This window comes from Pseudoalteromonas sp. SWXJ133 (assembly GCF_015864365.1).
Taxonomy (GTDB): domain Bacteria; phylum Pseudomonadota; class Gammaproteobacteria; order Enterobacterales; family Alteromonadaceae; genus Pseudoalteromonas; species Pseudoalteromonas arctica.
In genome coordinates, this window is the sequence record NZ_JADYXJ010000022.1 from 17,741 (window position 1) to 44,116 (window position 26,376).

The window sequence follows — 26,376 nt, forward strand, 5'->3', positions numbered from 1 at the left end:
TCTAAAAAAGCCACAATTCGCGATGATACCGCACTGTTTCGCCGCTGCTTGCGCTAAGCGAAAACGTAAATAAAATGAGTTTTACTAACGGCCAAGTTTACGAGCATGTAAGTTCGAATCTTATAAATCACCAATACGTATGGCTAAGTCTGTTTTATGCTCGAGTAAATTAATAGTACTGCCGTGTGAGGTTATATCAAGCGTTATGTGAGGGTATTATTTAGCGAATTCACCAATTAAAGGCGTAAGTTGATGCAATACAAAAGGGTTTGCCGCATCTATTAGCTGCTTGCCATTTGGCGCTTGTTTTAAAGCTTTATGGCGTTTTCATCTGTGCATAAATATTTAGCCTTTCGCAGGCGTATTTTAAAAGTATAGCTTTCCTCGCATTTTAAATTAAGCAAAATAATACCCCGTGGCGACTTATAAGTCCTGTTCCCGTTTAAAATACGGATGGTCAATTTGTTACCATATTTGGAATGATAATTGCTTCTAATTATAAAAATAAAGTCGTCAATTTTTAGACACATGAGGCAAAAATGAATTTTGGAACTCTTTCTTCGCAGTTATACAATGACAATGGCTATTCAAGCCTAAGTAATTTAAATAAAAACACTGTAAAAACGGATGATGCCGATAAAAACGCAGAGGCTAAAGCCGATACGTCATTAAATAAAAATACTGAAAAAGCAACGATCTCATCCACAGATACTCAAGAAGCTAAGCCGGTAACCAGCAGCGAGACAGAAGAGTCGAGTGACAATTCAGCAGTTCAAATGAATAAAGCGATCGAGTCAATTAAAGATTTACAGAGTAAAATAAGAGAAATGACCAATAGTTCTGATACGCCCACAGGGGAAGCGATAGAAGAGCTAAGCGAACTTAAAAAGCAACTCGATAGTGAGCTATCGTCGATACAATTAACAGTGCGAAAAAATGTATCTACTTTAATGGATTCGCTGTTTTCATCATCTTCAGATAGTAAACACTCAGGTTTGCTTTTTAATAACAAAGCATAATCTAATTTACTTTTTAATATAGTTATAAGCTTAGTCGTGGTTTTATAAAATCTAGAAACGCTGTAATGCGAGATGATACCGCACTGTTTTTATAATACACGGCTTGTACAACCTCTCGGTTATTAGGTGAGCTAACTGCACTGGGTAACACTTCAACTAATTTACCTTTTTTTAGGTCATTGCCAATCATAAAGTGAGAAAGTAGCGCAACGCCTTGGTTTGCAATACATAGTTGGCGCACTGTTTCGCCGCTGCTTGCGCTAAGCGAAAACGTAAATAAAGCGGACTTTACTAACGGCCAAGTGTTTAATTTTGGGGAGTCACTAAAACCAATTAACTTATGATTTTGTAAGTCATCTATTTGTGTAATTGCTGCGTTGTTTTTTATATATTCTGGGCTGGCTACAATACGTAACTGACTGCTGCCGAGTTTACGAGCATGTAAATTTGAGTCTTTTAAATCACCAATGCGTATGGCTAAATCGGTTTTATGTTCAAGTAAATCAATAATGCTGTCGTGTGAGGTTATATCAAGCGTTATGTGGGGGTATTGCTTGGCAAATTCGCCAATTAAAGGCGTAAGTTGGTGCAATACAAAAGGGCTTGCCGCATCTATTCGCAGCTTGCCACTTGGCGCTTGTTTTAAAAGCTTTATGGCTTCTTCACCAGTATAAAGCGTATTTAACCCTTCGCGCGCATATTTTATAAAAGTATGGCCTTCTTCGGTAAGCTCTAATCGGCGTGTTGTTCTGTTTAGCAAAGTGCATTGCAGTGTATTTTCAAGGCGTGATACAGCTCGCGACACTTTAGCCACCTGTTGATCGAGCAAATTAGCCGCCCCCGAAAAGCTTCCGCAATCGACTACCGTTATAAACGTTTCTAAATCTTCAGTTTTTGAATGAACAGCCATAAGTATACCAACACCATCTTTGCATTATTAACAAAAGTATTTTGTCACTAATGCTATTTTTTGCAAACGATATTTTAGCCAAACTACATTCTTCAAATATTAATGAGGATATAACTATGCCATTGGCTTTGTGGGCGCTTACCTTAAGCGCATTTGCAATAGGAACAACTGAGTTTGTAATAGTGGGATTAGTACCCACCATTGCAAACGACTTAGGCGTAAGCCTACCTTCAGCGGGTTTGCTTGTAAGTTTATATGCGGTTGGCGTTGCCATTGGTGCGCCGGTGCTAACAGCTTTAACGGGTCGTTGGAATCGTAAAGTGGTACTAATAAGCTTAATGGGCTTATTTGTTTTAGGTAACTTACTTGCATGGCAAGCGCCAAGTTACGAAACATTAATACTTGCGCGCCTTTTAACGGGGCTTGCCCATGGTGTGTTTTTTTCAATCGGATCGATGATTGCCACTAGCCTAGTAAGCAAAGACAAAGAAGCCAGTGCAATAGCCATTATGTTTACCGGGCTTACTGTAGCACTAGTAACTGGTGTGCCACTAGGTACATGGATTGGACAACACTTTGGTTGGCGTGCAACGTTTTTAGTTGTGTCGGTATTAGGTTTAATTGCATTAATCGGCAGCTCTATTTTAGTGCCAAAAAATTTAAAACAATCAATACCAGCGACGTTTAAAGAGCAACTACAAGTAATCGTAAAACCGCGTTTATTACTCGTATATTTAATGACGATATTGGGCTATGGCGGCACGTTTACAGCGTTTACTTATTTAGCACCTATTTTAGAGCAACAAACAGGTTTTGCGCCTTCGGCTATTGCCTTAATAATGCTTGTTTACGGTGTATCGGTAGCGGTAGGTAATATTTGGGGTGGAAAGTTGGTCGACAAACGCGGCCCAATTAGTGCACTGAGTATCATATTCAGCGCTTTGAGTGTTATTTTACTGATATTTACCTTTACGATGGAATCAAAAATTGCCGCTGTACTTACTATTTTAGTCTGGGGCGCATTTGCTTTTGGTAATGTGCCAGGCTTGCAACTTTATGTAGTAAAGCAAGCACAAAAGCACACGCCAAATGCGGTAGATGTTGCATCAGGTTTAAACATAGCCGCATTTAATATTGGTATTGCACTTGGCTCAATTATTGGTGGTAGCGTAGTAGAGAACATGACCCTGCAAGATACAGCATGGATAGGCGCCGTTATCTCTGTTTTAGCACTTGGTGTTACACGCTACAGCGGTATGCTTGATAAACGTGAAATTCAGCAAGCATAAAGCCTTAGCTGTTAACCTTGAAACTAAAATTAATGACCTCATACCTGTTATGAGGTCATAGATTTTTAAGTGACAGTCGTAATAAGAAGTAAAAGGTGTATTTCGTAAAACTATAGGGCGTGTTGATCTTTGGTTGTTGAATTTGCAGTAGTAAGTTTGGTTTTTAGGCAAGGCAGAGCCTATGTAGTGTGGTTGTTCCCCATAAATAGGCGATAACGCAGCATAAAAACCAAACATACACTGCCCGTTGGGTTCTTTCTAGGAGCGATTAACTCTTTGTTGCCTACATGGATGTAGGTAAGGGGCGTGAGCAGGACGCGGAAGCTTTGCTCGGTTTTTACTTATTCTTACATGGATGTAAGCCAGTAGGGTAACGCAGGAGCAGTTACCGAGCCCACTAGGTTACAAACCTCGCGCCGCGATTAAATCGCCCCTAGATTGAACAAATTTCAATCCACAAAGGACAACACGCCCTAGTGAAGTTTGTATTTCAAACCGATTATTTTATAAGGATAAACCATGACAAAACGTGTAATAGAAATGCCAGAACTCGGTATGGGAACATTCCGTTTGGAGGGCAACACTGCCTATAACTCAGTAAAAATGGCACTCGAAGTTGGTTTTCGCCATATTGATACCGCACAAATTTATGGCAACGAAGAGCAAGTAGGTCAAGCCATAAAAGATAGTAATATTCCGCGCAGTGAAATATTCTTAACTACCAAAGTGTGGAATAACAAATTAAATAAAAGCGACTTTATTCCAAGCGTTAAAAAGTCACTTGAAAAGCTACAAGTTGATTCGGTCGACTTACTGCTAATTCATTGGCCATCGCCCGCTAACGACGAGCCAATGAGTGAATACCTTACTGAATTACTAAAAGCGAAGCAGCTTGGTTTAACTAAGCACATTGGTGTATCAAACTTCACCATTGCAAACTTAAATGAAGCAATGCAAACACTCGACTCGCGTGAAATATTTACCAATCAGGTTGAGGTTCACCCATATTTAACTAATACTAAATTACGCGCATTTTGTGCTCAGCACGACATTCATGTAACAGCATACATGCCATTTGTAGTAGGTAAAGTACTAAAAGATCAAACCATTATCGACATTGCTAAAAAGCACGATGCAAGTCCAGCACAAGTTGTTTTAGCATGGGTTAACGCCAGCGGCATGACGACAATTCCATCATCAACTAAGCGTAAAAACTTAGAAGATAACTTTAACGACCACGTTAAATTAGATGATGAAGACATAGCCCGCATTGATGGTCTTGATTGCGGCGACCGCCAAGCAACACCAGAATTTGCGCCGCAGTGGGATCAGTAAACTTACCTCAGACGCAAAGTTAAACTAAATATTCTAAGGTGTAGATTATCTACACCTTAACTTTTAAAAGGAATACACATGTTAACGGTTATAGCGGCACTGTCGTGCAAAAATATTGATGCAGATGTAATACTTACAGCACTTGAAAACTTACAAAAGTCATCGCGCCAAGAAGTAGGGTGCTTACGTTATGAACTATCGGTAAAAAGTGATGATGAACATACAGACTATGTAGTTAGTGAACAGTGGGTGTCTGACGAGCACTTTGAAGCGCATAAAAACGAGCCACACTTTAAAGCGTTTGGTACGCAAGTTACTGGGCTTTTAACCAATAGTAGTATTGACGTATATAAATCAATTGGTTAAGCGGTTTTATACCACTTAGCTAAACTACATAACCAAGTAAATACTCAAATAGGTGCTGTTAACTTACATCACCTTTTATTCTTACACTCCAACCTGCCTAAATACTCTACTTCCCCAATATACCAATGAAACCTATTAGGACTCTTTTTTGTTAATTCTTAGTGCGTCGAAATCAAAAGAGGTTCATAACATTATTAAAAGTCGTTTTGGTATCACAACCCACTCTAATAAATAGCCTATTTAATTTGTTGTTTACATTAAAGTTCTCTGGTGTAAATATAGAAACACTAATAGGCACTCTTAAGTGCCTTGGCGCATGGAGAGTATAGTGAATGATGTAACATCAATCACTAGTAAATTGCTAGCTGAAAAATCACAGCCAATAAAGCCTCAATAGCTTTAAGCTGTATCAATTTATATGGAAATAATAATGAAAAAATTAATCGCAATTATAGTATTGTTAGGCTTTGTCTCATTTGCACAAGCTAATGATAGTTTTGTAGTGAATGCCAAATTTTATGATAATAAAAACTTAATTGGTTCACCTATTTTAGTAGTAAATTCAAACGAAGAGGCATCAGTTTCAGTTGATAATTTGTATAGTTTTGCTCTTACAGTAACGCCAATTGATGATTCTACTGTTAGTTTAGCAACTGACCTAAAACTAGGTGAAAAACACATGGCTCCCTCTTTAGTTGTTGAACTAGGCAAAGAAGCAAGTATCAATATTGATGGTAAAGAGCTTTCAGTTTTAGTGAGCAAATCAAGCAGCTAATAAGTTAAAAATTAGGAATCTAATTAATGAGAAACTCAAGAAATGAAATAGTAAAATATGGAGTCTCTTTTGGTACAGCCTTAGCAATTGCTATTTCATGGAGTGCTAACGAGTCTGTGTTATGGGCAATTTTGCATGGTTTTTTATCTTGGTTTTATGTTATTTGGCATGTAATTACGCGATAAGTGCTTTCGCGTGTGCACTGATTGATTATGTATACTGCGGTCAATGTTAATACTCAAGCAATTACCATTTAAAACGACTAAGTTAAAAATATAAAAGGAATAATTAATAATGAAAGGTGCGGGTGGAAGCTCTGGTGGTATTGGGCATTTTTTTATTGGTTTGATTATGATGTGCGGTGGCTTTTATATGCTGCTAAACGCAATTTCGGTGACCTCTAATTTTGGACTAAGTTCTCGCATTTATAGTGTTAATGCTTTAGGTGGCTTTGGCGTTACAGGCGGCATGGTTATGATCCCATTTATTTTTGGTGTGGGTCTGATTTTTTACAATTCTAAAAATATTTTAGGCTGGGTTCTATCTCTTGGCTCGTTAACTGCGCTAATATTTGGCGTTATATCGAGTGTTCGATTTAGTATGCGAACTATGACGTCGTTTGATTTGATTGTTATTATAATTTTAGCGTTTGGCGGCTTAGGGCTATTTTTACGATCGCTTAAATCTATTGATACTTAAATAATTACCACGCTTTGTTTTAAATATAATTTTAATTATTGGCATTTAACATTATGTTCTAATGCCTAAACTAATACATTAATAATGTAACCCTTCCTATTTACTGCTTAACCAGTAACGTATTTTAAAGAGATTTATGTGAACAACTCAATACAGCTAAAACTAATTGCTACTCACTTATTAGCACAAAGAGATGAAAACCCAGCACGTTCAAACTTTCCTAAAGAGTTAGTACTAGACTCGACTGACGATGCAATAGAAGTACAAAAGTTGATGATTTATTTAAATGATCAAACTGTATATGGCTGGAAGTGTATGCTGCCTTTAGATGATGGCTCAATTATATTAGCGCCTCTTTTACATACACCTATAAAACAAGCTGAAAATTGCCCACTATATACAACAAACAATAAAGCGCTTATTGAACCAGAAATTGCATTTATTTTACAAAGCGATTTACCTAGTAATAAAACCTATACAAATGAAGACGTGGATACTGCATTTGCTAGCGCCCACTTGGCACTTGAGCTTATCCAAAAAAGGTTTGATGAAGACACTCCAAGCACTCACATTGAAAAGTTGGCCGATGGTTTATCTAATCAAGGTGTGTATTTAGGCCCACAAATAGATAAAACCAAAGCGTATAACGCAAGTACTGTAAATATTAACGTTAAGCAAACTGAGATGGAGTTAAACCTGGCGGGTGTGCATCCTGCAGAGCTTGCGCAGCTTCCACTTTATTGGGCGGTTAATTACTTATCAGCAAAGGGAATTAATTTAAAAGCAGGGCAAGTGTTTATAACTGGTTCTTACTGCGGTGTTGTTGAGCTTAATACCAATGAGCAAACATGTATTACATATGAAGATTTAAATACATTTAATGTGACATTTTTATCCCATTAAGCGTAATACTCATTTTAACGGTCATAATAAAACAACCCACTAATTAGCGGGTTGTTTTTTATTTGGCTAAATTTTAATTATTGATTTTAGAGAGTAATGCAGGATTTATTACGAGATTTCGTACGCCGTGAGCATGATCTTCATTAAAGGTGTTACTTTCACACCATTTGCCAACACTGTTTATATCAACCTTTGCTACTTTTGGTTTAACTGACCATGTTACTTGAAAAGGAGAGCCTGCCTCGTTGTAACTAGGACCAGTAGTTGAACCGCTATAAACAACAGGTTTACCCGTATTTGTAGGTGTAGCAATCGCTTGATAGTAACCATTTACAGATGACACGGCGCTTATTTCAGCAAAATCAAGTGCGTTAGCATCGTTTACTAATACATATACTTGAGCTTCAACACGTAGTTGAGGATTTTTAATTGAATCACTTAAACAGCTACCCAAGGTTGGGCCTGGTTTTACAATTGCTGACGTATGAACATTATGAACCTCAATGGTATCGCCAACTAAAAGCGCGCCGTGATCGCTTGGACAAATTTCAATTTTTGCTGGTTTACTTTCACTTTTAGTTAAAGAGCCTGAATATAAGTAGCCACTTTTAAAACCTTTTCCATTACCATTTCCGGCATATTTACTAAACTCGCCACCGGCATGTTCAGCATTTTTATGAAAGTGTATATTACATAAGTTCATGCTTGATGAAGTTGGGGCATGAGAAAAAACTGCCGTGTTTTCGCCTTTATAATTATCAATATTGCGCGGAGATTGTGGGCCAAAGCCTTTATTAGCGGTGTTTTTAGCAAGTGCAGCACGCTGCATTTTTATTATGTCGTCATTTGCTATTTCGTGTTTAGCTTTAGCTAGCGTATTAAAAGATAGGATAGTGATTACAGCAGAAATTACACTTATTTTTGTTTTGATTGTCATTGAGTCAGTGCCTTTAAATTACATTTTTCGTAACAATTAAGTTAACAGATCTTGTTTTTCGTCAAATAATCCTAAAATAATTAAACTAATGCAAAACTATTTAATAGATAAATCGTATTTTAAAATAAGTGCATCTATATAGCGGGTGCGTAATGTGTGTTGTTTTTCATGATCGGCGCCATGCCCTAATGCTTTGTTTAAAAGCTTCATGGCTGGGTGCAGTAGCGTTCTTTCGTCTTGGTTTAAGCTCGCTTTACTGCGTAGTTCTGTAATGTCGTCAACTAATAGCCTGCCAATATCTACCGAGACTATTTCGTCTATTAATCCATTTTGAGTAAGTACGCCGTACTTACTACATAAAAACTGTTGCCAAACTTGCTGCAAGTGCTCGTCTATTTCGCAGCCAAATAGCTCTTCGCTAAACGTAAATCCTTGCTGAGCGAGTTTAGTTAGGCTTACAGTATATTGCTGCGCAAAATAATTAAAAGCATGGCTTGATGATTCTATTTTTTGTTTTAAAAGACCTTGCCCCCAATTAACACAGCCGCGCGGGTAATAGTCGTCATACTCTTCGCATTCATACAAACCTGAATATGAGCTGCAGCTAAGTTGACTTTTAATACAGTAACTTGGTTTTGGGAAAACACTTCGCTCTTGCCAAGCTAAAAGTGTATCTGCATCTATATTTAATGCTTGGCACAGTTCATCGGTGTTATAAAAATGAGTTGCTAAGTAATCAGATAAACGCATAAAGCCTCTGGTATAGTTAAAATAAAATACTGTTTATATATACAGTTATTCATTTTGTATTACCAAACTTAATAACACAAGAGATTTTATAATTAAATGTGGGTTTACACCTCCAAAAGTACCGGCAATTATGTTACAAATAGCGCAAGTTTTATAAATAATGATTTTTTATGCGCACCCTAGACCAAATTAAACAAGCAAGTCTTATTACAGCTATTAAAACGCCATACTTAGCAAACGGTGAAATAGACCTAGCAAAGTACGATGAACTCGTAGAAATACAAATTGCAGCAGGCGTTGACGGCATTGTAGTTGGTGGCACAACAGGCGAAGGCCAGTTAATGAACTGGGAAGAGCATTTAATGCTTATAGCGCACAGTGCAAACAAGTATGGTGACAAACTGGTTATTGTCGGTAATACCGGTAGTAACAACACCCGTGAAGCGATTAAAGCAACTAAATATGGCTTTGCCAGTGGTATGGATGCAGCACTGCAAATTAATCCATATTACGGACGTACGTCTATTGCAGGCGTTAAAGAGCACTTTAAACGCGTACTTGATATTGGACCTGCCTTTATTTACAACGTAGCAGGGCGAACAGGTCAAGACCTAACACCTGATATTATTGAGCCACTCGCTAAGCATGAATATTTTATTGGCGTAAAAGAGTGTGGCGGTAATGAACGTATTGCCCATTATGAGCAACAAGGTATTGCATGTTGGTCGGGTAACGATGACGAAAGTCATGATGCGCGCCACACACATAAAGCGCACGGAGTTATCTCGGTTACTTCTAACTTAATACCTGGGTTATTCCGTCAGTTAATGGATACGCCAAGTAACGAGCTAAATGCGTCGTTACAACCATTGATGAACTGGTTGTTCTGTGAACCAAACCCGATTGCTATTAATACCGCATTGATGATGACTGGCGCAGTAAACCCAGTATTTAGATTACCGTATTTACCGCTTAGTGATGAGCAGCAAGCCCAAGGCGAAGTATTAATTAATGAGTTGAATAACAACGATGTTGTTGGCGGCACAGCTAAGTGTATAAAGCAGGACGATATAGCCCTCCTTTCCTAGCAATATGAGCAAGCACTGAACAAAGTGTTAGTTCAGTGCTTTTTGTTAATGATTATTTACTTCTATTGCTAAAATCGGTAAAATTCCCTCCCTTATATCTTATAAAATATGCAGAGCTGTGAAATTTGTTGTTGAAGAACTCGCTATATGGATAAAGCCCGAACAGCGACAAATAAAAGAGAGTAATTGGTTTGATTCCTCTGTATTAAATCTTAGTTGGGTGCCTGCTATGCAGCGACGCCGAATGACTTCCTTTATTAAAATGGCACTCTTTAGTGCTCATCAAGTAAGCACTCAAGGTAACTATGTTAATTTACCGAGTGTTTTTTCTTCTCGCCACGGTGATTTTCACAAAACGTCTAACCTACTTATTGATGTAGTAAATGATCAGCCACTGTCGCCCACTGGTTTTGGGTTAAGTGTGCATAATGCCGCATCGGGACTTTTTGGGATAATACAGGGTAATACAAGTGCTACAAATGCTATAGCTGCAGGAGCCGAAAGCTTTATTTATGCACTCGTAGATGGCTTTGTAAGACTTGCTGATAACGATCAGCAACACATGTTAATAGTTCATACCGACGAGACTCTCCCCGATATTTACGCTCAGTACGCCGATGAACAGCAAATAGCACACTCTATTGGTTTAATAATAAGAGCGCCGCAAAAAGTCGAACCCCATTTTAGTTTAAACAAAGTATTTAATACGGGCATGGAAAAAAGCGACTTACCAATGAGTATTCAATGCGCTAAAGCTTTGTATGAGCGAAGCAATATATTACTTGTTCATAACACGCTTGAGCACGATTGGCAGCTTACATACCATGCTTAAAAATGTACAAAGGTTATGTGGGTTGATTTGGCGGATTATTGCTACTGCATTTTGCTTTTCAGTTTTTGGGGTTGGTGGTTTAGTATTAGCCTTTATTGTTTTTCCTGCTCAGCGCCTATTTCAAAGTGACTCAGTTAAACAAAAGATTAAGGCTCGAAAAACAGTACATTACAGCTTCAAATGGTTTGTTATTTTAATGCATGTAACGGGCGTTATTCGATTTCATGTCAACGATAAAGCAAAAATTGAAGGCTTAAAAGGGCAACTGATATTAGCAAACCATCCTTCTTTAATTGATGTTGTTGTTTTAATTTCGGTAGTAAAAAATGCAGATTGCGTAGTAAAGGCGCATTTATTTAAAAATCCTTTTATGCGCGGCGTTATTAAAAGCACCGGCTATATAAGTAATGACGATCCGCAGGAGCTATTACGAGAATGCGAGCGCAGTTTGCAAAAGGGTAATAACTTAATTGTATTTCCTGAAGGGACACGGACAGAGCCTCACAAAACATTAAAGTTTAAACGAGGCGCTGCAAATATTGCAATTAGATGTCATGCGCCCATTACTACTTTTTTAATTAAAATGAAGCCAAACACTTTAACCAAAGGCACACCTTGGTATAAGGTCGCGCCATATCAGGCGCATTTTACAATGGGGCTTGCGAGCCAGCAGTTTAATTGTGCAACGTACGACAGCGATATGCCTGCGATGCAATCACGCCAATTGACTAAAGATTTACAACATTATTTTACACAAGAGCTAAAAAATATATGAGCGAATTAAAAGAACAAATAAAACAACTGATTATCTCAAGCCTTGACCTTGAAGACATGACCACTGCTGACATACAAGATGATGACGTTTTATTTGTAGATGGCCTAGGGCTAGACAGCATAGATGCATTAGAGCTTGGCCTTGCGATAAAGAAGCAATTTGATGTGAAAATAGATGCAAACTCTGATCAAACTAAAGCGCACTTTGCCTCAGTTAATTCTTTAGCAAAATTTATTGAACAAGCACGTTCTTAATATATAAAAGTAGGAAGAAAGATGAAAACCGCTGCTGAAATTTATGATGTATTACACGGCATTTTAGAAAACGAATTTGAAATAGACCCAGAAGATATTAGCTTAGAGGCTAACCTGTACCAAGATCTTGATTTAGACAGTATTGATGCAGTTGACTTAGTTGTGAAATTAAGAGAAATCACAGGTAAAAAAATTGAGCCTGATGCCTTTAAGCTTGTGCGCACAGTGCAAGACATAGTCACCGAAATAGAAAAGTTAGTTAACTAATACTATGTTAAAAGCAGTTTTAACAACGTTAATTATGATTTGCTTGGCTTGCTACCCTATTATTGTGTACGTAGGTCTTACGCGTTTTAATAGTCAGATTATTACAGTATTACTGCTATTTTTACTCGGGCTTAGACTTTGGTTAAGCAGAGCCTTGTTTGATAAAATGCCGTGGTTAAAGCCCGCTACATTTTTAGCTGCCATTACTATTTTGATTTCCAAGGTAATGGATAGCGACTTAGGGCTGCGTTTGTATCCCGTAATCATTAATTTAGTTATGTTAGTTGTGTTTGCGTATTCTTTGTATAAAGGGCCTTCTATTATTGAAACCCTTGCGCGCATTACTGAGCCCTCACTTGATGAAAACGGTGTGATTTATACAAAAAAAGTAACGCTAGTGTGGTGTGTTTTTTTTGTATTAAACGGTGGTATTGCCCTGTACACCAGTATTTTTAGTAGCCTAGAAACCTGGGCTTTTTATAATGGTTTTATTGCTTACTTAGCTATGGGCACATTGTTTGCTATAGAGTGGCTAGTCAGACAAAAAGTAAAAAGGAACGCCGGTGTTTAATGCTTTTCAAAGTAATGCGATAAGAACATGTTTTAATCATACTGATAATGATATTTCGGAGCGTCAGTTTGTTAGTGATATAAACGAAGTTTTAGCAAAGCTATCAACGTTAAATGCTAAATCATCGGTTGTTTTATACACCACAGACACCTACAAATTTGCCGTGTACTTATTTGCTTTGGCACTACACGGAAACACAGTGATTTTGCCGCCTAATGGGCAACCTGCAACGTTAAACTCCTTGCTTAAACAAACACCTTTTTTTATTGGTGAGTCTGAATTAGTAGCCGATTTAGAGGCTGATTTTTTAGATATAGGAACCTTAGTCAATCAACCTCACTTTGTATCTATTGAAACAATTAAATGGCCTCAAGAAGGCACAATTGTTTTTTACACGTCGGGCTCGTCGGGTAAAGCAAAGCCAATTGTAAAAACGTGGCAGGTAATAAATAAAGAATTAAGTACATTAATTAATAGCTACGCACTGATTGATAATACTATTTTTATAGCGAGTGTTTCGCATCAGCATATATACGGCTTATTGTTTAGATTATTGTGGCCATTACGTGCAGGAAAGGTTGTAAATACAGAGCTATTGCATTACCCAGAACATATAGCTACAAAGCTCAAGTTATTTAAAAAAGTAGTGTTTGTTTCAAGCCCAGCGCAGTTAAAACGGTTATGTATTGATAATGTTTTAGTGGATGATAAGTCTCATTTACAATGGATTTTTTCATCAGGCGGACCGCTATTAAACGAAGATGCTGTATCGTTGTTTACGCAATTAAATAAACCAGTTACACAAGTTTTTGGTAGTACCGAAACCGGTGGTATTGCATATCGACAAGTTACTTCACTTGAAAAGGTTAGCCTTTGGCAGCCATTTTCGGGTATTAAAGTACGGGCTTTGGATGATCAGCGTTTAATTTTAAACTCACCGCTCGTTCGCGACAAAAATTACCCTTTAGATGATAGAGGCGAAGTACTTAAAAATGGTCAATTTAGACTATTAGGCCGATTCGACCGAATTATAAAATTAGAAGAAAAGCGATTAAGTTTAGATGAGCTAGAACAACATTTGTGTACTAGTGAGTGGGTAAGTGAAGCTAAAGTAATCGCCTTGCCTGGTGAGCGATTAATTGTAGGCGCTATTGTTGTGCTTACGCATAAAGGGCAGATGTTTTTTAATGGTGACGGTAAGTTAGCTACAAATAATTTATTAAAAGCGCATGCATTAGCGCGCTTTGAGCGAATTTGTATCCCTAAAAAGTGGCGTTTTGTAGAGCAATTACCATACAACTCACAGGCAAAGTTAAATTTAAAAGCATTGGAGAGTCTTTTTGCAAAAGTTGACTAAAACACATCCTGATTTACTGTCTTGTGAAAAAGCAGAGCAAAAGTATAAATTAAGCTTACTAGTTCCTCATGATTTAGATTATTTCAAAGGACATTTTACGGATGGCCCAATACTCGCAGGTGTTGTGCAATTAGACTGGGCTGTGGCTGCAATTTGTAAATATTATAATGTTCAGCAACCTGTTAAAAATGTTGAAGTATTAAAATTTCAGGTAGTGATTACCCCAGGTATAACAATCGAATTATTGCTTGAGCAAAAAGCAGAGAATAAATATACCTTTTCGTATAATTCAAACAAAGGACAGCATGCATCTGGCCGTGTTGTTTTTGATAGCCTGATAAATGAATAACTTTTGTATTGTTATCCCAAATTATAATCACGTTACGGTTATTGATGATGTACTGAGCCAATTATCGTCATTTAATCTTCCTATTATTATGGTTGATGACGCAAGCAACGCCGAAGCTAAAAATGTGTTCAGTAAGCTTGATGCAAAACACGCGCAGTTGAGTGTAGTTGCCCACGACGATAATCAAGGCAAAGGCGGCGCGGTACAAACAGGCTTAAAGCAGGCACATAAGCTAGGTTTTTCGCATGCGATACAGATTGATGCAGATGGGCAGCATGACTTATCTGATATTAAAAAACTAATAGCGCTTTCAAACGCTCAGCCTAAAGCGCTTATAAGCTGTTGCCCAATATATGACGATTCAGTGCCTAAACACCGTTATTTAGCACGTTATTTAACGCATGTTTGGGTATGGATTGAAACGTTAAGTTTTACAATTGTAGATTCAATGTGTGGCTTTAGAGTGTATCCGCTTGAGCAAAGTACAAAGCTAATTGATGAGGTATCGCTTGGAAAACGCATGGATTTTGACCCCGAAATTTTAGTGCGTTTATATTGGCGCAATGTGCCTTTTGTATTTTTACCTAGCCAAGTAATTTACCCCGAAAATGGGCTTTCTCATTTTCAGCCATTACACGATAACGTGCGTATTTCGTGGTTACACACCCGCTTGTTTTTTGGAATGTTGATTCGCTCTCCTGTGTTAATTTGGCATAAATTAAAGAGGCGTTATGGCGGCTAAACACTGGTCTAAAATGCAAGAGCGCGGTAATTTCTTAGGTATTCAAATACTGTTATTTGCTCATGAATTACTGGGTAGAAAAGGGCTGTGGATTGTTTTGTTTCCTGTGGTTTTTTATCTTTTTTTAACAGGAAAAGTAGCGCGTGTAGCATCTAAAGTGTTTTTAGAGCAAGTTAATGTTTACCAAGGCTGCAAACAACCTGTTACGTTTAAAATGCAATTAACGCACTTTTGCAGTTTTGCAGATAGCGCATTAGATAAAATTGATGCTTGGCTTGGGCGAATAACTCAACGTGATATTAAATACACGAATGAGCATTTATTTGCTGAGCTAGATGAGCAAAATCAAGGGGCTATTTTTATAGGTTCCCACTTGGGTAATTTAGAGGTGTGCAGGGCACTTAGCCAGCACCGCAGCAGTAAAAAAATAAATGTACTGGTGTTTACCCATCACGCTGTTGAATTTAATAAAATGCTTAAAAAGATTAACCCAGATGTGTCGGTTAATTTAATACAAGTGACTGATATGGGGCCTGACTTAGCTATTTTACTAAAAGAAAAAGTAGAGCAGGGAGAAATAATCGTTATTGTTGGCGACAGAACAAGCACAACAACGGCTTCTCGGTCGGTACAGGTACCATTTTTAGGCAAAAATGCCCCATTTTCACAGGGGCCTTTTATATTAGCCGCGCTGCTTGATTGCCCTGTTTACTTTTTGTTTTGTTTAAAAGATAAAAAAAGCAAAAAGTATCAAGTGATATTTGAACATTACAGCCAATCATTAAAAATGCCTCGACGAGAGCGACAGCAGGCGCTAACACTTATTATTACTGACTATGCACAGCGTTTGAGTTATTACGCAGCTTTATATCCTTATCAGTGGTTTAATTTTTACGATTTTTGGAAAAGTGATCAGCAGGTAGTGCGCGATCAATCAATGGAGAACAAGTGTGACTGAACAAAATATACAGCTTTTTGGCAATCAGCGATTATCAATTGAAGATATTGTTCGAGTTGCCTTTAATGAAACACAAGTGCAATTAAATAGCTGTGAAACTTTTAGCGTTAAAATTAATAGCGCTTTGCGTTTTTTAGACACACTTTTAAAAGAAGATGGCGTAATTTACGGCGTTACTACTGGTTACGGTGATTCTGTAACGGTGGCTGTACCCCTTGATTTAGTTGATGAATTACCTCTGCATTTAACTCGCTTTCACGGCTGTGGACTCGGGGATGTATTTAATAAAGTGCAAGGGCGTGCAATTTTAGCGACCCGCTTAACATCACTTTCACAGGGCTACTCTGGTATTAGCTGGGAAATGCTGCACCTACTTAAAGATTACTTAAATAACGATATAGTGCCAGTGATCCCGCAAGAAGGGTCAGTAGGTGCCAGTGGCGATTTAACACCGTTATCTTACGTTGCAGGTGCGATGGTAGGCGAGCGTGATGTGTTTTACAAAGACCAAGTACGTAACAGTGCTGAAGTTATGAATGAAGTTGGCTTAGAACCTCTAACACTAAGGCCAAAAGAAGGTCTTGCCGTTATGAATGGCACAGCGGTAATGACTGCATTAGCGTGTTTAGCGTTTGATAGGGCTAATTACTTAGCTAAACTGGCGAGCCGTATTACTGCATTATCAAGTTTAGCGCTTAAAGGAAATAGCCATCATTTTGATGAGATATTATTTTCAGTTAAGCCACATCCTGGGCAGCAACAAATTGCACGTTGGATAAGAGAAGATTTAAACCATCACGATCACCCTCGTAATGCAGACAGACTTCAAGATAGGTATTCAATCCGTTGTGCACCCCATGTTATTGGTGTGCTGCAAGACAGTCTTCCGTTTTTTAGGCACATGATAGAAAACGAGCTTAACTCAGCAAACGATAACCCAATAATTGACGGCCAAGGTGAGCATGTATTACACGGCGGGCATTTTTACGGAGGCCACATTGCAATGGCAATGGATAGCATGAAAACAGCCGTTGCAAACCTTGCTGATTTAGCCGACAGACAAATCGCTTCTTTGGTTGATACTAAGTACAACAATGGGCTTCCTTCAAACTTGTCTGATAGTGCACCAGAGCGCCGTTATATTAATCATGGTTTTAAAGCGGTTCAAATTGGCTGTAGTGCTTACACAGCAGAGGCATTAAAACTAACCATGCCGGCCAGCGTTTTTTCTCGCTCTACGGAGTGTCATAATCAAGATAAAGTGAGTATGGGAACTATTGCGTCTCGCGATTGTTTACGTATTTTACAGCTAACAGAACAAGTGTTAGCAAGTACGTTATTAGCCAGTATTCAAGGTGTTAGATTGCGTATAAAACAAGGCGATCTTGAGTTTTCGACTTTAACGCAAGATATGCAAAACATGTATACCGATATAACTGATTACTTTGAAAACCTCACTGAGGATAGACCAATGGAAGCCGTGCTAAGGCAAACAATAGGGTATATTCAAACTAAACGTTGGGCGTTGTATGAATAGTAAAGGTGCATTATTAACGCATGTTGTAGAAATTGAAATTCCATTTCATGACTGCGATCCAATGAATGTTGTATGGCATGGTAACTACCCACGTTACTTAGAAGTAGCGCGCTGCGAGTTACTGCGTTTATTTGATTATGATTACCCACAAATGCATGAATCGGGCTACGCGTGGCCTATTGTTGATATGCAAATAAAGTATGTCGCCTCAGCAGTATTTACTCAAAAAATTAAAGTAGCGGCTTATTTAAAAGAATACGAGAATAGACTACGGATTGATTACGTAATCACTGACTCGCTAACTAATAAGCGCCTTACTAAAGCCTCAACCACGCAAGTTGCGGTTGAGGTTAGCTCCAAAGAAATGCAATTTGAATCACCCGCTATTTTATTTAATAAGTTAAAAGCGGTTTTGAATTAAATTTTTATTTTATAGGCGATTAAATGAATTTTTTAAAATGTTTTACATTGAGCATAGCCATTAGCTTTTTACTGTTTTGCTCTGTAGTAAATGCAGCAGTTATTAAAGGTGAGTTTAAGCAATATAAGCAATTTAATGGATTTGCTAAGCCTTTTATTTCGTCGGGTGTTTTTTCGTTAATTGACGAAAAGCTAATTTGGCAAGTGAAAATGCCTGTTGAGAGTATGCTCATAATAGAAAACGGCAAAGTGCTTGCACAAAATGCCAATGGTGAGTTAATACCACAACCCGGTAGCGAGCAATTTGTAGGATTACTGAGTGACTTACTTAGCGTAAATATGAGTGCGCTGGAAACACGTTTTGACATTGCTAAAATGCAAGACAGTTGCACACAGTTAATACCAAAAGAAGCGATGCTAAAGCAATTATTTAGTGATTTTATTTTATGTGAAACTGCTAAGCAAGTGAGTAGTATTACACTAAATGAGCACTCAGGAAATAACACAAAAATTGAGTTTACTTATTCCAAATAAAATTATGTTTTTAAATAAAGCAGTGGTTAATTAAGGGAATAGTGCAGTGACAAAACGAATTACCGTTATTGTAGGGTGGTTTAGCAGTTTAATTTTACTTTTTGCTGCAGCTTTTTGGCTGTCTAAACCAACGTTTAGCGCCGATATGTTTAGCTTATTGCCAAAGTCGCACTCCCAAATTGCACATGCTGAAGATGTCTTTTTTCAGCAAAATGCTAACCGTATTATGTTCTCGTTTGCAGGAAATAATAAAAATAAAGCATTTGATGATTTCCAAAAATGGCTTGACGATAATGCAATTAAAAGCACATTTAACTTTCCGTCCGTTAACGATTTAGCGCAAACATTCTCACCTTTCAAACATGCGTTATTAAGTGATACTTACAAGCAAACATTAAGCAAAAAAACAACGTTTGAACATTATTACCTTGAGCAATTAAATCAGTTAGGCAACCCATTTGTAAGTGCTACCTTAAGCAAAGATACAAGTTTGAGCCTAGCGGCATTTATAGGAGATAACTTAAAACAAAGCCAATTGTTTACGCTTGAACAAGGTCGTTTAACTCGACGTTTAAAAGGCGTTGAATACCGTGTCATTTTGGCAAACTTAGCGCCTGAAAATTTAGGGGTTAATAAATCAATTGATTTAGCTGGCGCGATAATTAAACAGATAAATATACTTAATAAAACCTACCCTGATTTAAGCATTACTTACTCTGGTGTGCTATTTCATACGGCTGAAAATGCTGAACAAGCTAAATACGAGATGAGCCTGTTTGGTGGCATTAGCTTATTAGCCCTTATTGTTATGGTATTTTGGGTGTTTAGGCGTTTAAACAGTATTTTATTAGCAAGCTTTACCGTACTGAGTGCACTTATTGGCGGCGCTATCGCTATGGTGTTGCTGTTTAAGACTATTCATTTATTAACGCTTGTTTTTGCAGTTACCTTGATTGGTATTGCCATTGATTATGCATTTCATGGTATGACTGATTTAGCCAAAAAAGAGTATGAAAAAGGCTACAGCAAAGGGACACAATCTGCGCTTTTACTCTCTCTTATTACGACTACGTTGGGTTATTGTTGCTTACTAGGTGCGCCACTAACGTTATTATCTCAAGTTGGCGTGTTTGTTATTGCGGGTTTAGTGAGTGCTTGGCTATTTACAGTTTTAGTTTTGCCATTGTGGCAATCTACACTCAGGTTATCGCCTTCGAGTTTATTGATGAGTCAAAAGCTCATTAAGGTTTTTTTATACTGCAATAGTTTAAAAAAACCGATACTCATTACATTATTAGCCCTTATAAGTGCGTTATTTTTAATAAAACCTATTAGCTTTAATGATGATGTAAAGCTATTAAATGCAAGCTCCGAACATTTAATGCTAAACGAAAAAAAGCATTTGTTATTACTTGGGCAGTGGGATAGCCAAATTGTTTTTATGTTTGCAGATAGCGACGAAGCGCTTTTACAAAAACAAGAACAATTTTTAAAACGCTTAACCCAACTAAACCCTAATTTTAAACATAATAGCATTAGCCATTGGTTGCCTAGTTTACAAAAGCAGAGGGATAACCAAGCCTTGTTTGAACAGGCTAAAAACAAAGGGACTTTGGATATTGCAGAGCGCGTTACAGGGCAAGCGTTAGTAAGTACAAAGGCACCGTTATTAACTTATGAAACACTCGCCACGAGTACATTTAAACCATTACTGCTTTCTCAAATGGTTGTTGAGTCAGAACAATCGATAACGTGGGTGTCTATTTCGGGTATTTCATCTGATCAACTAATTAATGAGGTTGAAAAAAACAATGGAATTTACCTTTATAATAAACCTAAACAAATTAGTGCTTTATTAAGTGATTACCGTGAATATTTACTATTAAGCCTAGTGCTTGCGGGTTTTATTAGTTGGCTGCTTTTTAGTTGGCGATTTACGATTAAGATAGCGCTGCTGCAGGTGACCATTTTATCTGTTGTGGTGTTGAGCATGCTTTGGGTATGTAATGCGATTCAAGGTAGCTTGTCGTTATTTAATTTACTCGGTGCGTTACTTGTTATTGCCTTAGCAATTGATTACCTCGTTTTTTATCAAATAAATAAGTTAGAGCCCAAAAATGTGTTAGCGATTAGCTTATCGGCTGCGTCATCAATGTGGGTATTTGGGATGTTGAGTGCATCTGATACACCGGCTATTTTTAGCTTTGGGCTGAGTGTAATGGTAGGGATTTTAGCTATTTACTTTTTATCACCGCTGAGTGTTTTAAAGCCTCAAAAGGAACAATAATTTGAATAACTTTGAGCAGTACGATGTTGTTGTTATTGGCGCTGGGCCTTCGGGTGCATTGGCTAGTAGTCTTTTAGTTCAAAAGGGATGGCGGGTACTGGTACTTGAACAGCAGGCGTTTCCACGTTTTTCAATTGGTGAAAGCTTACTGCCGCAATGTATGGCGTACTTAGAAGACGCGGGCTTAATCGATACATTACATGACAATGCAGCGGCTTTAGGTTTTCAGTTTAAAGATGGCGCTGCTTTTCATCGGGCAGGGCAAAATACAACTATAAATTTCACTGAAAAATTTACTAAAGGCCCAGGCACTACGTATCAAGTGAAAAGAGCCGACTTTGACAAATTATTAGCAGACAAGGCACAAGGACAAGGCGTAGAAATCAGATATAAGCACACGGTGGTTGACTACTGTGATGAGCCAAATGGTGCATCATTAGTGGTACACAATGAGCAGCAGCAAGCTTATCGCGTTAATGCCCGATTTGTATTGGACGCAAGTGGCTTTGGGCGTGTATTACCAAAATTGTTAGATTTAGAGCTTCCTTCTAACTTTCCTGTTCGAAGCGCTTATTTTAGTCACTTTAAAGACAATATTAGTGATACAAGCTTCGATCGAAATAAAATTTTGATTACCGTACACCCTCAATATTCAGACGTGTGGTATTGGCTTATTCCCTTTAGTGATGGTACTGCGAGTATTGGGGTTGTGGCGCAGTCAGAGCGTTTTAATGATGATGAATCTAGCGATTTACTGAATCAATTTATAGAGCAAGACCCTTATTTAAAAACACTGTTAGCACAGCGTGAGTTATTAACTCCAGCAAAAAATATAAAAGGCTACTCGGCAAATGTGAGTAAGTTATATGGTAAGCACTTTGCTTTATTGGGTAATGCGGGGGAATTTTTAGACCCGGTATTTTCATCAGGTGTAACAATTGCACTCAAATCTGCAAATTTAGTTGCCCCACTTGTTGATCGCTATTTAAAAAACGAAGTCGTCGATTTTGACGCTCACTACGCACAGCCATTACAAGCTGGAGTCGATTGTTTTAGAACATTTGTAACAGGGTGGTACGATACGCGTTTTCAGGATGTGATATTTTACTCTGAACAAAATACTCAGGTGCGAGAAATGATTAGTGCTATTTTAGCGGGTTACGCATGGGATACAAATAACCCATTTGTTGCACAAAGTGAACGCCGTTTAAATGTGTTGGCTCAGTTATGTCAAAATTAATTAAGTATGCGGTGTGTAGTGTATTTATATTTGCTGTATTGAGCGCATGTACGAGCTTTACAGCATCTAAAAATAGAGTGTATCTATCACCTAATATTCAATTAAATATTAATAGCGTGCCAGCACAAATGTTTGATAAGTCTTGGCAGCATGTTTTGTATATTACGAATCAGCAAAACACACACACTGTATTTGCCCAATTAGCTATAAATGACAAAGGTGCAATTAAGTTATTGTTAATGACAGTGCAAGGCTTTCCGATTATGGAGCTTGAAAAACCTTTAAATGGCCCAGTAAAAACACGAAATATGCTGGCGGTAGAAGGGATAGACCCTCATTATATTTTAGCGGATATTGCATTAGTACATTGGCCAGTAGCATTTTTACAAAAGCAGTTAGAGGGTGCTTTAATAGAGCAGGTTGGCTCTAATCGGGAAGTATTTAACGATGAGGGTACATTTATTACCATTGACTATAGTGATGAGTCGACAACGTTGAACAATATTTTACATCAGTATCAAATAACATTTAAAAAGGTAGAACAGTGACATATTGGCTGAATGATTTAGGCATTGTGAGTGCGATGGGCATAGGCCAAGATGCAACCACAACAAGCTTAAATAAATATAACCCTGCAACTCCTTTATTAACTTTAAATAAAAGTTTAAGTGCTGAGCAAACCCCGCTGTATGTCGGGCAAGTTCAGTCTATTGCTTTATCAAATAATAAACGTATCAATACATTTATTGATCTAGCTTTAGAGCAGATTAAGCCAACCTTAGATAAACTTTCGCATATTGATAAGTCGCGTATCGCAATTGTAATGGGTACTAGTACATCAGGTATTCATGATGGCGAAAGAGCACGTAAAAGCTATGAAAGTACAAAACTCTGGCCTGATGACTTTAGTTACAGTGATCAAGAGTTAGCAACACCCGCTCATTACATTGCACATAAAATAGGGGCTCTAGGGCCTTGTTACAGTATTTCTACTGCATGCACGTCGAGTAGCAAAGCGTTAATTAGCGCCCGAGCTTTGCTAAATGCTGATTTAGCCGATGTGGTAATTTGTGGTGGTGCGGATAGTTTGTGCCAATTAACAATTAATGGCTTTGACTCGCTCGCTTCTTTAAGCTCGGGTTTATGCCAGCCTTTTTCTAGCACCAGAGACGGCATTAATATTGGTGAAGGGGCCGCTTTATTTGTAATGACTAAAAATAAGCCAATAACAAATAACGGCGTTACGTTACTAGGCAGTGGCGAAAGCTCAGATGCGCATCATATGTCAGCCCCCGATCCTAATGGGATGGGCGCCCAAGCCTCAATGGAAAAAGCACTAAAAAGCGCAAAATTATCCTGTGGTGATATTGATTATATTAACGCTCACGGTACGGCTACTGTAAAAAATGACGAAATGGAAGCACTTGCAATTAATCGCGTGTTTGGCAACAATACCCCGCTTAGCTCAAGTAAGCATTTAACAGGGCATACTCTTGGTGCTGCAGGCGCCATTGAAGCCGGTATATGTTGGTTATTATTAAAAGACAGCGGCCAACATATGCTGCCGTATAACGCGATTAAAGAAGGCAGTGATTTGGCTGATATAAAAATAATAAAACAAGCGTTTAAGCCAGCTCTTAAATACTGCTTATCTAATTCATTTGCGTTTGGCGGTAATAATGCCAGCTTAATATTGGGAGTTAACGTTGACTAATTACCCTATAGAGCAAGTAGTCCCGCATGATGCGCCTATGATTTTAATAGATAGCCTTTTAACACACAGCGAAGATGAAGCTCAATGCGGCGTTACTATCACTGAGCAAAGCCCTTTTTTTAGTCCTGCAATTAATGGCGTACCTAGCTATATTGGTGTTGAGTACATGGCGCAGTCTATTGCCGCTTACGCTGGTGCGTTGGCGAATGATGAAAATAAACCTGTAAAAATTGGTTTTTTAATTGGCACGCGAAAATATCAAACTTATCAACCGTGTTTTAAAAACGGCAGTAAGCTGACTATTGAAGTGAAAAAACTATATCAAGAAGAGTCAGGTTTAAGTGTATTTGAATGTCAAATACTCGCGTGTGAAACTCTACTTTGCCAAGCAAAAATCAATGTATTTCAGCCTGAAAACCCGTTGGAATTTATAAGAGAAAATCAATGACAAAAAGAATTTTAGTTACGGGTTCAAGCCGTGGTATTGGTAAAGCTATTGCGTTAAGACTTGCTGAGCAAGGGTTTGATATTGCCGTACATTGCAGAGCCGGTATTGAGCAAGCTCAAGCAACATGCGATGAAATTAATGCATTAGGTAGAGCCACCAGTTTATTACAATTTGATGTATGTGACAGAGAGCAGGCCAAAGCACAAATAATAGAAGATATAGCTCAGTATGGTGCTTATTATGGCGTGGTGTGTAATGCAGGTATTACTAACGATATGGCATTTCCTGCTATGCAAGGGGAAGACTGGGATTGTGTAATACGTACAGGCCTTGATGGGTTTTATAATGTAGTACACCCAACTGTAATGCCTATGGTACAAAGCCGTAAAGGTGGGCGAATAATTACAATGTCATCGGTGTCAGGTATTGCAGGTAACCGAGGACAAGTAAATTATAGTGCAGCAAAAGCCGGTATTATTGGGGCCACTAAAGCACTTGCATTAGAATTGGCAAAACGCAAAATCACAGTTAATTGTGTGGCACCTGGTTTAATAGAAACCGCGATGACTGATGAATTACCTATTGATGAAATGATGAAAATGATACCCCTTAAACGCATGGGGAGCGTTAAAGAAGTTGCGGGAACAGTCGCTTTTTTAATGTCTGATGATGCAGCTTACATAACACGCCAAGTGATTTCGGTTAATGGTGGCATGGTTTGATTAAACGCGTTGTTGTAACAGGGATGTCGGTGGTCACTGCATTGGGCGATGATTGGTCTGAATTCAAACAAGCCTTAATTAAAGGCGAAAATGCCGTTGTTACTATGCCAGAGTGGGATATAGCTGACGACCTCAATACTCGTTTAGCCGCGCCAGTTAAACACTTTGAGCGACCAAGTCATTACAAACGAAAACAAATCCGTTCAATGGGGCGAGTGTCACTTATGTCAACTCGTGCTACTGAATGCGCACTTGAACAAGCCAAATTACTCGAGCACGAAAGTCTAACAGATGGCTCTACGGGCATAGCGTATGGCTCATCTACTGGCTCTACTGAACCACTACTCGCCTTTGCAAATATGATGGAAACGGGGTCGATGTCAGGTGTAACAGCCACGAGTTACATTAAAATGATGGCGCATACTGCCCCTGTAAATGTTGGTGTGTTTTTTGGTTTAAAAGGGCGTGTTATAACAACAAGCTCTGCTTGTACATCGGGATCTCAAGGAATAGGCTTCGCCTATGAAGCGATTAAGTTTGGCCGACAAAAAATAATGGTGGCTGGTGGAGCTGAAGAGTTATGTATTACTGAAGCCGCCGTATTTGATACGCTTTATGCAACATCTACAAAAAATGAAACACCAAAACAAACACCAAGACCTTTTGATAAAAATCGCGATGGCTTAGTGATAGGCGAAGGCGCGGGTACACTTATTTTAGAAGAATACGAACATGCAAAAGCGCGCGGAGCAACAATATTAGCTGAGGTGGTTGGTTTTGGTTGTAATTCTGATGGACAGCACGTTACTCAACCAACATCAAAAACAATGCAACTAGCGATAGAAATGGCACTGCAAGATGCCAATTTAGAACCAGAAAAAATTGGTTACGTTAATGCTCATGGTACATCAACAGATAAAGGTGATATTGCCGAGTCTCACGCAACGTTTAAAGCATTGGGCAGCAAACCTATTAGCTCGTTAAAAAGTTATTTGGGGCATACATTAGGTGCTTGTGGTGCAATAGAAGCATGGGCAAGCATTAATATGATGGCAGATAACTGGTTTGCACCAACAATTAATTTAGATAACGTTGATGACGAATGTGCTCAGCTTGATTACATAAGGCATCAAGGGCGTGAGATTAATACCGATTACGTGATGAGTAATAACTTTGCGTTTGGTGGTATTAACACCTCTTTAATATTTAAACGCTATAAAGTAGATTAAACACGTTAAAAGATAAGTTATGACTAACTGTTAGCTCGTTTTTACTGTATAATTTGCGACCCTTGATAA

The 26,376-nt window shown here is 38.2% G+C and carries 31 protein-coding genes and 1 pseudogene; 28 read left to right on the forward strand and 4 right to left on the reverse strand.

The window, feature by feature from the left end; translation table 11 throughout:
* Positions 1–123: 123 nt before the first annotated feature.
* Positions 124–318, reverse strand: a pseudogene (locus tag I6F40_RS19910) (LysR substrate-binding domain-containing protein); the annotation flags it as partial.
* 221 nt (positions 319–539) lie between these two features.
* Between I6F40_RS19910 and I6F40_RS14890 the strand changes: the two are divergent.
* Complete coding sequence (locus I6F40_RS14890) at positions 540–1,019, forward strand: hypothetical protein (RefSeq protein WP_197193157.1); 480 nt, start codon at positions 540–542, stop codon at positions 1,017–1,019.
* 22 nt (positions 1,020–1,041) lie between these two features.
* Here the strand turns inward: I6F40_RS14890 and I6F40_RS14895 are convergent, their stop codons facing one another.
* Positions 1,042–1,929, reverse strand: coding sequence for a LysR family transcriptional regulator (locus I6F40_RS14895; RefSeq protein ID WP_197193158.1), 888 nt, complete (start codon positions 1,927–1,929; stop codon positions 1,042–1,044).
* Positions 1,930–2,045: 116 nt separating this feature from the next.
* Here I6F40_RS14895 and I6F40_RS14900 point away from each other — a divergent pair, with 116 nt between their 5' ends.
* The 7 genes from I6F40_RS14900 to I6F40_RS14930 all read left to right on the forward strand — a co-directional run bounded on the left by I6F40_RS14900 (position 2,046) and on the right by I6F40_RS14930 (position 7,296).
* The gene (locus tag I6F40_RS14900) at positions 2,046–3,218 is read left to right on the forward strand and encodes an MFS transporter (protein WP_197193174.1); all 1,173 of its coding nucleotides are present in this window, start codon (positions 2,046–2,048) and stop codon (positions 3,216–3,218) included.
* 519 nt (positions 3,219–3,737) lie between these two features.
* Positions 3,738–4,553 (forward strand): 2,5-didehydrogluconate reductase DkgB, encoded by an 816-nt coding sequence (gene dkgB, locus I6F40_RS14905; RefSeq protein WP_197193159.1) that lies wholly within the window; start codon positions 3,738–3,740, stop codon positions 4,551–4,553.
* 78 nt (positions 4,554–4,631) lie between these two features.
* The gene (locus tag I6F40_RS14910) at positions 4,632–4,919 is read left to right on the forward strand and encodes a putative quinol monooxygenase (RefSeq protein WP_197193160.1); all 288 of its coding nucleotides are present in this window, start codon (positions 4,632–4,634) and stop codon (positions 4,917–4,919) included.
* 430 nt (positions 4,920–5,349) lie between these two features.
* Positions 5,350–5,694: a hypothetical protein gene (locus I6F40_RS14915; RefSeq protein ID WP_197193161.1), complete on the forward strand. Its 345-nt coding sequence runs from the start codon at positions 5,350–5,352 to the stop codon at positions 5,692–5,694.
* Between the two features lie 26 nt (positions 5,695–5,720).
* Entirely contained in the window at positions 5,721–5,879 is a 159-nt protein-coding gene (locus tag I6F40_RS14920; protein ID WP_007378675.1) for a hypothetical protein, read from the forward strand.
* A gap of 109 nt (positions 5,880–5,988) precedes the next feature.
* A complete protein-coding gene (locus tag I6F40_RS14925) occupies positions 5,989–6,393 on the forward strand; it encodes a hypothetical protein (protein WP_002958658.1) in 405 nt (134 codons plus the stop codon).
* Between the two features lie 138 nt (positions 6,394–6,531).
* A complete protein-coding gene (locus tag I6F40_RS14930) occupies positions 6,532–7,296 on the forward strand; it encodes a 2-keto-4-pentenoate hydratase (protein ID WP_197193162.1) in 765 nt (254 codons plus the stop codon).
* 73 nt (positions 7,297–7,369) lie between these two features.
* Here the strand turns inward: I6F40_RS14930 and I6F40_RS14935 are convergent, their stop codons facing one another.
* Both I6F40_RS14935 and I6F40_RS14940 read right to left on the reverse strand, forming a co-directional pair.
* On the reverse strand, positions 7,370–8,233 hold the full coding sequence (locus I6F40_RS14935; protein ID WP_165725455.1) for a delta-class carbonic anhydrase: 864 nt from the start codon (positions 8,231–8,233) through the stop codon (positions 7,370–7,372).
* A 96-nt stretch (positions 8,234–8,329) separates the two neighbouring features.
* Entirely contained in the window at positions 8,330–8,983 is a 654-nt protein-coding gene (locus I6F40_RS14940) for a DUF6058 family natural product biosynthesis protein (protein WP_166376543.1), read from the reverse strand.
* Positions 8,984–9,153: 170 nt separating this feature from the next.
* On the opposite strand from I6F40_RS14940, the gene dapA reads away from it, so the two are divergent.
* The 20 genes from dapA (at position 9,154) to I6F40_RS15040 (ending at position 26,307) form a co-directional block, all read left to right on the forward strand.
* Entirely contained in the window at positions 9,154–10,071 is a 918-nt protein-coding gene (gene dapA / locus I6F40_RS14945; RefSeq protein WP_024591739.1) for a 4-hydroxy-tetrahydrodipicolinate synthase, read from the forward strand.
* Positions 10,072–10,189: 118 nt separating this feature from the next.
* A complete protein-coding gene (locus I6F40_RS14950; RefSeq protein WP_197193163.1) occupies positions 10,190–10,903 on the forward strand; it encodes a beta-ketoacyl synthase chain length factor in 714 nt (237 codons plus the stop codon).
* Positions 10,896–11,678 (forward strand): lysophospholipid acyltransferase family protein, encoded by a 783-nt coding sequence (locus tag I6F40_RS14955; RefSeq protein WP_197193175.1) that lies wholly within the window; start codon positions 10,896–10,898, stop codon positions 11,676–11,678. Before I6F40_RS14950 ends, I6F40_RS14955 begins: the two co-directional genes overlap by 8 nt.
* On the forward strand, positions 11,675–11,932 hold the full coding sequence (locus I6F40_RS14960) for a phosphopantetheine-binding protein (protein WP_166376544.1): 258 nt from the start codon (positions 11,675–11,677) through the stop codon (positions 11,930–11,932). Before I6F40_RS14955 ends, I6F40_RS14960 begins: the two co-directional genes overlap by 4 nt.
* A 21-nt stretch (positions 11,933–11,953) precedes the next feature.
* On the forward strand, positions 11,954–12,199 hold the full coding sequence (locus tag I6F40_RS14965; protein WP_002958648.1) for an acyl carrier protein: 246 nt from the start codon (positions 11,954–11,956) through the stop codon (positions 12,197–12,199).
* A gap of 4 nt (positions 12,200–12,203) precedes the next feature.
* Positions 12,204–12,770, forward strand: a complete 567-nt coding sequence (locus tag I6F40_RS14970) for a hypothetical protein (protein ID WP_166376545.1) — start codon at positions 12,204–12,206, stop codon at positions 12,768–12,770.
* On the forward strand, positions 12,763–14,127 hold the full coding sequence (locus I6F40_RS14975) for an AMP-binding protein (protein ID WP_197193164.1): 1,365 nt from the start codon (positions 12,763–12,765) through the stop codon (positions 14,125–14,127). Before I6F40_RS14970 ends, I6F40_RS14975 begins: the two co-directional genes overlap by 8 nt.
* Positions 14,111–14,476, forward strand: coding sequence for an ApeI family dehydratase (locus I6F40_RS14980; protein WP_166376547.1), 366 nt, complete (start codon positions 14,111–14,113; stop codon positions 14,474–14,476). The genes I6F40_RS14975 and I6F40_RS14980 overlap by 17 nt, the downstream gene beginning before the upstream one ends.
* Entirely contained in the window at positions 14,469–15,218 is a 750-nt protein-coding gene (locus tag I6F40_RS14985) for a glycosyltransferase family 2 protein (RefSeq protein WP_166376548.1), read from the forward strand. The genes I6F40_RS14980 and I6F40_RS14985 overlap by 8 nt, the downstream gene beginning before the upstream one ends.
* Positions 15,208–16,176: an LpxL/LpxP family acyltransferase gene (locus tag I6F40_RS14990; RefSeq protein WP_008137192.1), complete on the forward strand. Its 969-nt coding sequence runs from the start codon at positions 15,208–15,210 to the stop codon at positions 16,174–16,176. The genes I6F40_RS14985 and I6F40_RS14990 overlap by 11 nt, the downstream gene beginning before the upstream one ends.
* Positions 16,169–17,713 (forward strand): HAL/PAL/TAL family ammonia-lyase, encoded by a 1,545-nt coding sequence (locus I6F40_RS14995; RefSeq protein ID WP_166376549.1) that lies wholly within the window; start codon positions 16,169–16,171, stop codon positions 17,711–17,713. The genes I6F40_RS14990 and I6F40_RS14995 overlap by 8 nt, the downstream gene beginning before the upstream one ends.
* Positions 17,706–18,134, forward strand: a complete 429-nt coding sequence (locus tag I6F40_RS15000; RefSeq protein ID WP_007580812.1) for an acyl-CoA thioesterase — start codon at positions 17,706–17,708, stop codon at positions 18,132–18,134. The genes I6F40_RS14995 and I6F40_RS15000 overlap by 8 nt, the downstream gene beginning before the upstream one ends.
* Before the next feature lie 23 nt (positions 18,135–18,157).
* On the forward strand, positions 18,158–18,667 hold the full coding sequence (locus I6F40_RS15005; protein ID WP_024593019.1) for an outer membrane lipoprotein carrier protein LolA: 510 nt from the start codon (positions 18,158–18,160) through the stop codon (positions 18,665–18,667).
* A gap of 46 nt (positions 18,668–18,713) precedes the next feature.
* Complete coding sequence (locus I6F40_RS15010; RefSeq protein WP_166376550.1) at positions 18,714–20,954, forward strand: MMPL family transporter; 2,241 nt, start codon at positions 18,714–18,716, stop codon at positions 20,952–20,954.
* A 1-nt stretch (position 20,955) separates the two neighbouring features.
* Positions 20,956–22,194 carry an NAD(P)/FAD-dependent oxidoreductase gene (locus I6F40_RS15015; RefSeq protein ID WP_166376551.1) on the forward strand — a complete coding sequence of 413 codons (1,239 nt, stop codon included), beginning with the start codon at positions 20,956–20,958 and terminating at the stop codon, positions 22,192–22,194.
* Positions 22,182–22,742 carry a DUF3261 domain-containing protein gene (locus I6F40_RS15020; protein WP_024593016.1) on the forward strand — a complete coding sequence of 187 codons (561 nt, stop codon included), beginning with the start codon at positions 22,182–22,184 and terminating at the stop codon, positions 22,740–22,742. Before I6F40_RS15015 ends, I6F40_RS15020 begins: the two co-directional genes overlap by 13 nt.
* Positions 22,739–23,908, forward strand: coding sequence for a beta-ketoacyl-ACP synthase (locus I6F40_RS15025; RefSeq protein ID WP_121954593.1), 1,170 nt, complete (start codon positions 22,739–22,741; stop codon positions 23,906–23,908). Before I6F40_RS15020 ends, I6F40_RS15025 begins: the two co-directional genes overlap by 4 nt.
* On the forward strand, positions 23,901–24,356 hold the full coding sequence (locus I6F40_RS15030) for an ApeP family dehydratase (protein ID WP_165722742.1): 456 nt from the start codon (positions 23,901–23,903) through the stop codon (positions 24,354–24,356). The genes I6F40_RS15025 and I6F40_RS15030 overlap by 8 nt, the downstream gene beginning before the upstream one ends.
* Positions 24,353–25,078, forward strand: a complete 726-nt coding sequence (gene fabG / locus I6F40_RS15035) for a 3-oxoacyl-ACP reductase FabG (RefSeq protein ID WP_166376552.1) — start codon at positions 24,353–24,355, stop codon at positions 25,076–25,078. The genes I6F40_RS15030 and fabG overlap by 4 nt, the downstream gene beginning before the upstream one ends.
* Positions 25,078–26,307 (forward strand): beta-ketoacyl-ACP synthase, encoded by a 1,230-nt coding sequence (locus I6F40_RS15040; RefSeq protein ID WP_121954600.1) that lies wholly within the window; start codon positions 25,078–25,080, stop codon positions 26,305–26,307. The genes fabG and I6F40_RS15040 overlap by 1 nt, the downstream gene beginning before the upstream one ends.
* The last annotated feature ends 69 nt before the right edge of the window (positions 26,308–26,376 follow it).

What these genes read in the sequence shown, in the direction of transcription:
- I6F40_RS14890 (WP_197193157.1), top strand. Translation starts at nt 540, where the DNA reads ATGAATTTTGGAACTCTTTCTTCGCAGTTATACAATGACAATGGCTAT.
- I6F40_RS14895 (WP_197193158.1), bottom strand. Translation starts at nt 1,929, where the DNA reads ATGGCTGTTCATTCAAAAACTGAAGATTTAGAAACGTTTATAACGGTA.
- I6F40_RS14900 (WP_197193174.1), top strand. Translation starts at nt 2,046, where the DNA reads ATGCCATTGGCTTTGTGGGCGCTTACCTTAAGCGCATTTGCAATAGGA.
- dkgB (WP_197193159.1), top strand. Translation starts at nt 3,738, where the DNA reads ATGACAAAACGTGTAATAGAAATGCCAGAACTCGGTATGGGAACATTC.
- I6F40_RS14910 (WP_197193160.1), top strand. Translation starts at nt 4,632, where the DNA reads ATGTTAACGGTTATAGCGGCACTGTCGTGCAAAAATATTGATGCAGAT.
- I6F40_RS14915 (WP_197193161.1), top strand. Translation starts at nt 5,350, where the DNA reads ATGAAAAAATTAATCGCAATTATAGTATTGTTAGGCTTTGTCTCATTT.
- I6F40_RS14920 (WP_007378675.1), top strand. Translation starts at nt 5,721, where the DNA reads ATGAGAAACTCAAGAAATGAAATAGTAAAATATGGAGTCTCTTTTGGT.
- I6F40_RS14925 (WP_002958658.1), top strand. Translation starts at nt 5,989, where the DNA reads ATGAAAGGTGCGGGTGGAAGCTCTGGTGGTATTGGGCATTTTTTTATT.
- I6F40_RS14935 (WP_165725455.1), bottom strand. Translation starts at nt 8,233, where the DNA reads ATGACAATCAAAACAAAAATAAGTGTAATTTCTGCTGTAATCACTATC.
- I6F40_RS14940 (WP_166376543.1), bottom strand. Translation starts at nt 8,983, where the DNA reads ATGCGTTTATCTGATTACTTAGCAACTCATTTTTATAACACCGATGAA.
- dapA (WP_024591739.1), top strand. Translation starts at nt 9,154, where the DNA reads ATGCGCACCCTAGACCAAATTAAACAAGCAAGTCTTATTACAGCTATT.
- I6F40_RS14955 (WP_197193175.1), top strand. Translation starts at nt 10,896, where the DNA reads ATGCTTAAAAATGTACAAAGGTTATGTGGGTTGATTTGGCGGATTATT.
- I6F40_RS14960 (WP_166376544.1), top strand. Translation starts at nt 11,675, where the DNA reads ATGAGCGAATTAAAAGAACAAATAAAACAACTGATTATCTCAAGCCTT.
- I6F40_RS14965 (WP_002958648.1), top strand. Translation starts at nt 11,954, where the DNA reads ATGAAAACCGCTGCTGAAATTTATGATGTATTACACGGCATTTTAGAA.
- I6F40_RS14970 (WP_166376545.1), top strand. Translation starts at nt 12,204, where the DNA reads ATGTTAAAAGCAGTTTTAACAACGTTAATTATGATTTGCTTGGCTTGC.
- I6F40_RS14985 (WP_166376548.1), top strand. Translation starts at nt 14,469, where the DNA reads ATGAATAACTTTTGTATTGTTATCCCAAATTATAATCACGTTACGGTT.
- I6F40_RS14990 (WP_008137192.1), top strand. Translation starts at nt 15,208, where the DNA reads ATGGCGGCTAAACACTGGTCTAAAATGCAAGAGCGCGGTAATTTCTTA.
- I6F40_RS15000 (WP_007580812.1), top strand. Translation starts at nt 17,706, where the DNA reads ATGAATAGTAAAGGTGCATTATTAACGCATGTTGTAGAAATTGAAATT.
- I6F40_RS15005 (WP_024593019.1), top strand. Translation starts at nt 18,158, where the DNA reads ATGAATTTTTTAAAATGTTTTACATTGAGCATAGCCATTAGCTTTTTA.
- I6F40_RS15020 (WP_024593016.1), top strand. Translation starts at nt 22,182, where the DNA reads ATGTCAAAATTAATTAAGTATGCGGTGTGTAGTGTATTTATATTTGCT.
- fabG (WP_166376552.1), top strand. Translation starts at nt 24,353, where the DNA reads ATGACAAAAAGAATTTTAGTTACGGGTTCAAGCCGTGGTATTGGTAAA.